3 protein-coding genes are annotated in these 5,655 nt (G+C 63.3%); 2 read left to right on the forward strand and 1 reads right to left on the reverse strand.

Annotated elements, in window-relative coordinates; translation table 11 throughout:
- Window positions 1-224: hypothetical protein (locus tag K7H91_RS25240; RefSeq protein ID WP_230722921.1), on the forward strand; the 224-nt coding region annotated here is incomplete at its 5' end.
- Between the two features lie 415 nt (window positions 225-639).
- Window positions 640-2,586, forward strand: a complete 1,947-nt coding sequence (locus K7H91_RS25245; protein WP_230722922.1) for a M23 family metallopeptidase — start codon at window positions 640-642, stop codon at window positions 2,584-2,586.
- Between the two features lie 68 nt (window positions 2,587-2,654).
- Here the strand turns inward: K7H91_RS25245 and clpB are convergent, their stop codons facing one another.
- Complete coding sequence (gene clpB, locus K7H91_RS25250) at window positions 2,655-5,258, reverse strand: ATP-dependent chaperone ClpB (protein WP_230722923.1); 2,604 nt, start codon at window positions 5,256-5,258, stop codon at window positions 2,655-2,657.
- Between the last annotated feature and the right edge of the window lie 397 nt (window positions 5,259-5,655).

The following is a 5,655-nucleotide window of genomic DNA, read 5'->3' on the forward strand; positions in this document are numbered from 1 at the left end:
TTCTCTTTCTTCAATATTCAATTGTCCAAATAACCGACGGAAATTTCCGTCACAAATCCACTTTCGGCCAATCTGTTAAGTTCAGCCTGACGAAGCATTTAAGCCTGTCTGAAGATTTTCTTTCGAACCGTAGGCCCCGCTTCAGCGCCGCCCCGTCGTTCGGTGAGGCGGCTTATAGACCCACCTCTTCCCGATCGTCAACAACGCAATTCGAAAAAAAATGACATTTTTGTTATGGTATTGAAATTTATTGATAATTTAGTTCGCATTTCTCCTTTCCCCAAAAATCGGGCGCCGAGAGCGGTAGGCGCGCTCGCTGTCGGCAACCGGAAATGACAGCGCCTTCAATATGCCATCTTCAGACGTGACATTGGCGCCGCTGCCCGGGTCGCGGGAAGCGGGATGGGGTCAACCATATAAGCGAGGGTTTGCGGACGGCTGTTGAAGCGCGTCCGTTTTCGCCGGATGGCAACAGACCTCGCCTCTTTGATATGAAGCGCGTCCCTACGGTACCGCTTTTCGTCCCCGGATTTGCTCCATTCCACCCTGGAGCGCTTGTGGGCGGTTTGACTAATTGGCCGAATTTCGGCACATGGAAACGGGCGGACACGCAAAAGTTCTATGCGAGACGACAGGCCTATGAAAGTGAAAGACAACCCGGCGCGTTCCTTCGGCCGGCGAAATCCGATCGTCGTCGACGGCCGCACGCCGCCGGCGCGCCGCGACGTTTCGCTGCGATGGCTCGCCGGCGTCTGCCTTACCGGCCTGACCAGCACCGCGTTGATGGCGGTCGCGCTCTCCGTCGCCGTCGACGGCCGCGAACGGCTTGCGATCCCCGCCTCCGCCTTTGCCAAGACCGCGCTCCCCGGTCCGGATGCCGATGACAGCGCGGTCCGCGGGTCGCGGCTCGTGCAGACCGCCGTCATTGCCAAGCCCTCGAACCGACGCATCCTGCAGGTGCCGACCGCCGTACGCCAGGGCGACAGCGACGTGGTCCATTACGAGCCGTTTTCCGAGGTCAAGATGGCGCTCGCCGCCAATTACGGCGAGACACCCTCCTATCCGGCCTTCGATCCCTTCGCCGTGTTTTCCTCGAGCGACACGCCGACCGATGTCCAGCACGGCGCCGACGTGATCTATGACACCGACGTCCAGGGCGAGGTCGAGATCCGCTCGATCGCCTTTCCGATGACGCGGCCGGACGCGCCGTTCGCCGCCGACCTCAGCACCGAGGAGATCGAGGCGACCATTCTCGCCAACGAAGCCTCGCTTCAGGACAGCGTCAGCGAAATCTCGATGCTGAGCTATGTCGACCCCGACCGGTTCGAGCCGGAACCCAGCCTGTTGCCGCTCAAACCCGCGCTCAGCGCCCAGATCATTGACGAGAATGTTTCGGTGAGCGCGCTGCAATCCGTGTTCACCCGTGATTTCAGCGACGACATTCTGCCGGTGCGCCAGGCGGTGGAGACCGCCGCACTGTTGACGGCGGCGGGCTATCCCCCGCCGCAGGCCAACGAGCTTGGCCGGCTGATCCAGGAGGGCACGGGATCGGCGATGCTCAGGGCCGGTGACACGCTGCGCATCGGACTCCTGCGCATGGGCCGCAACATGCGCGTCGTGCGCCTCAGCCTCTACCGTAACGGCGAGCATCGCATGACGATGGCGCTCAATGACAAGGGGCGCTTTGTCGAAGGCACGCCGCCGGCCATGAGCGATGCGGTCGCCAATGCCACCGCGGACGAGACCGACCTGCTGCTCGGCACATCGCAGAAGCCGGTGCGGGTCTATGACGGCATCTACCGGGCCATGCTGAGCTACGATCTGAACGAACAGATGTCGGCGCAACTGGTCAATCTTCTGGCCAGCAAGGTCGATCTGCAGTCGCAGGCCTCGCCCGAAGACACGCTCGAGCTGTTCTTCTCCGATGCCGACCCCAAGGGCGGGGCGACGGAAAGCTCCGAACTGTTCTACATCGATGCGGAGATCGGCGGTCAGGACATCGCGCTCTACCGTTTTCGCGATCCGGAAACGGGCGCCGTGGACTTCTACGACAAGGATGGCCGCAGCATCCGGCGCTTCCTGCTACGCAATCCGGTGCCAAACGGCCGGTTCACCTCAGGCTACGGCATGCGCCGCCACCCGGTGCTGAAATACGCCCGCATGCATCCGGGCGTCGACTGGGCGGCACCGACCGGCACCCCGATCATCGCCGCCGGCGACGGCATCGTGGAAAAGGCCGGCTGGGCCAGCGGATACGGCAACCAGACCATCATCCGCCACGCCAACGGCTACGAGACCTCCTACAACCACCAGAGCAAGATCGCCGGCGGCGTCAAACCCGGCGCACGCGTCAAGCAGGGCCAGATCATCGGCTATGTCGGAGCGACCGGCCTGGTGACCGGCGCGCATCTGCATTACGAGGTGATCGTCAACGGCACCAAGGTGGACCCGATGAAGATCCGCTTCCCGAATTCCGACGCGCTCACCGGCGAAAACCTCGCCCGCTTCCAATCCGAGCGCGCCCGCATCGACGCCCTGCTCGGCAACGACAATGCCGGCGGCCAGGTGGCTTCGAACGCCAACTGATCGGCAAATATCCGCGCAACAAAAAAGGGCCCGCCGGATGGCGGGCCCCTTCGTTTCACGTCGTCCAATTACGCCGCATCTTCCAGCTTGCGGCCGGTGGTGAACACCAGCCGGTCGGAGCCGGCGTCGACGCGCACATGGGTGCCATCGGAGAGTTCGCCGCCGAGGAGCTTCTCGGCCAGCGGGTCCTGCACCGCCGTCTGGATCACCCGCTTCAGCGGACGTGCGCCGTAGGCCGGGTCGTACCCCTTGTCGGCCAGCCAGTTGCGGGCTTCCGGCGTGAGATCGAGTACGATCTTGCGGTCCGAAAGCAGCTTTTCGAGACGACCGAGCTGGATATCGACGATCTGGCCCATATCGTCCCGGCGCAGCCGGTGGAACAGGATGATATCGTCGACCCGGTTCAGGAATTCCGGCCGGAACGAAGCCCGGACCACAGCCATCACCTGCTCGCGCGCGGTCTCGCTGTCCTCGTTGTCGCCAAGCTGCGTCAGGAACTCGGACCCGAGGTTCGAGGTCATGATGATGATCGTGTTGCGGAAGTCGACCGTGCGGCCCTGGCCATCGGTCAGCCGCCCGTCATCGAGCACCTGCAGCAGAACATTGAAGACGTCCGGATGGGCCTTTTCGATCTCGTCGAACAGCACCACCTGGTACGGCCTGCGGCGCACGGCTTCGGTCAGGGCGCCGCCCTCGTCGTAGCCGACATAGCCGGGAGGCGCGCCGATCAGCCGGGCCACGGAGTGCTTCTCCATGTATTCCGACATGTCCATGCGCACCATCGCCGTCTCGTCGTCGAACAGGAACCTGGCAAGCGACTTGGTCAGCTCGGTCTTGCCGACGCCGGTGGGGCCGAGGAAGATGAACGAGCCGATCGGCCGGTTCGGATCCTGCAACCCGGCACGGGCGCGGCGGACCGAGCGCGATACGGCCTGCACCGCCTCGCCCTGGCCGACGACCCATTTCGCCAGTTCGTCTTCCATCCGCAACAGCTTGTCGCGTTCGCCTTCCAGCATCTTGTCGACCGGGATACCGGTCCAGCGGGAGACCACCTGGGCGATATTGTCCGGGGTCACGACCTCCTGCAGGATCGAATCCGTGACGGTGTTGTCTTCCGACTCCGCCTCGGCCAGTTCCTTTTCCAGCTTCGGGATCGTGCCATAGGCAAGCTCGCCCGCCTTCTGGTACTCGCCGCCGCGCTGGGCGATCGCAAGCTCGTTGCGCGCCGTCTCGAGCTGTTTCTTGAGATCGGCGGCCCGGTTGAGCTTGTTCTTCTCCGACTGCCAGCGCGCCGTCAGCGCATCGGCTTCTTCCTCGAGCGAGGCCAGTTCGGATTCAAGCCGCGCCAGCCGGTCCTTGGAGGCCGTGTCGGTTTCCTTCTTCAGCGCTTCCCGCTCGATCTTGAGCTGCATGATGCGGCGATCGAGTTCGTCGAGTTCTTCCGGCTTGGAATCCACCTGCATGCGCACGCGGCTTGCCGCCTCGTCCATCAAGTCGATTGCCTTGTCCGGCAGGAAGCGGTCGGCGATGTAGCGGTTGGAAAGCGTGGCGGCGGCCACCAGCGCGCTGTCGGCGATGCGCACCTGGTGGTGCTGCTCGTATTTTTCCTTCAGCCCGCGCAGGATCGAGATCGTGTCCTCGACCGTCGGCTCGGCAACCATCACCGGCTGGAACCGCCGGGCGAGCGCCGCGTCCTTTTCGACATGCTTGCGGTATTCATCGAGCGTGGTCGCGCCGACGCAGTGCAACTCGCCGCGCGCAAGCGCCGGCTTCAGAAGGTTGGACGCATCCATGGCGCCATCAGCCTTGCCGGCGCCGACCAGCGTGTGCATCTCGTCGATGAACAGGATGATCTGACCGGCTTCCGCCTGCACCTCGTTCAGAACCGCCTTCAGCCTTTCCTCGAACTCGCCGCGATATTTCGCGCCGGCAATCAGCGCGCCCATGTCGAGCGCCATCAGCTTCTTGTCCTTCAGGCTTTCCGGCACGTCGCCATTGACGATCCGGAGCGCAAGGCCCTCGGTGATCGCGGTCTTGCCGACGCCCGGCTCGCCGATCAGCACCGGATTGTTCTTGGTGCGGCGCGACAGGACCTGGATCGTGCGGCGGATTTCATCGTCGCGGCCGATCACGGGATCGAGCTTGCCGTCGCGGGCGTCCGCCGTCAGGTCGCGGGCATATTTCTTCAGCGCGTCATAGGCCTGTTCGGCGCTGGCGCTGTCGGCGGTGCGGCCCTTGCGGATTTCGTTGATGGCCTCGTTCAGGCCGTTCGGCGTTACGCCGGCATCGGCCAGCGTCTTCGCCGTCGAGGCGCTCTTTTCGATCGCAAGCGCGAGCAGCAGGCGTTCGACGGTGACGAAACTGTCGCCCGCCTTCTTGGCGGCCTCCTCGGCGGTGGTGAATACCTTGGCGAGCGGCTGGGCCAGGTAGATCTGCCCATTGCCGCCGGAAACTTTCGGGACTTTCGCGAGCACAGTATCATTGGCAAGGCGCGCCTTGGCGGCGTCGCCGCCTGCGCGCGCGATCAATGAGGCGGCCATGCCTTCCTCATCGTCGAGCAGCACCTTCAGGATGTGCGCGGCGTCGAACTGCTGATGGCCCTCGCCCAGCGCATAGGTCTGCGCGGACTGCAGAAAGCCGCGAACCCGTTCGGAATATTTTTCGAAATTCATGTTTCATGCCTCCATTCCTCACCCTGCCCTTTGGAAAGCGACAGCGCGATGATTCAGGTCAACCCCCTCTTCTGAGGCGAGCCGATGACAGCGGCATTTGCTGCCGCCTGAGGCAGATATGGGAGCGGATTTCGGCCGTTTAAAGAGGCGTCAGAACAAATTAGTTGCAGATATGCAACAGGGCCGGAGGCCTCCGGAATCTCGACTTTCTCCAAGCCGTTCCACCCTTCACCGGCGTCATCCTCGGCCCTGTGCCGAGGATCTAAGCACCTCTCCATGCGACTGGCGTCACGGTAGCCGCTTTTCGTGGTGAGATCGCCTGCCCAAACGCCAACGCCGCTCGCGACCGGCGTGGATAGATCCTCGGGTCAAGCCCGAGGATTGTTTGTTGAAAACG

This window comes from Martelella mediterranea, assembly GCF_021021415.1.
In the GTDB taxonomy this organism is placed as follows: domain Bacteria; phylum Pseudomonadota; class Alphaproteobacteria; order Rhizobiales; family Rhizobiaceae; genus Martelella; species Martelella mediterranea_C.

Coding starts and splice junctions, on each gene's coding strand:
- K7H91_RS25245 (WP_230722922.1), top strand. CDS start 640: ATGAAAGTGAAAGACAACCCGGCGCGTTCCTTCGGCCGGCGAAATCCG.
- clpB (WP_230722923.1), bottom strand. CDS start 5,258: ATGAATTTCGAAAAATATTCCGAACGGGTTCGCGGCTTTCTGCAGTCC.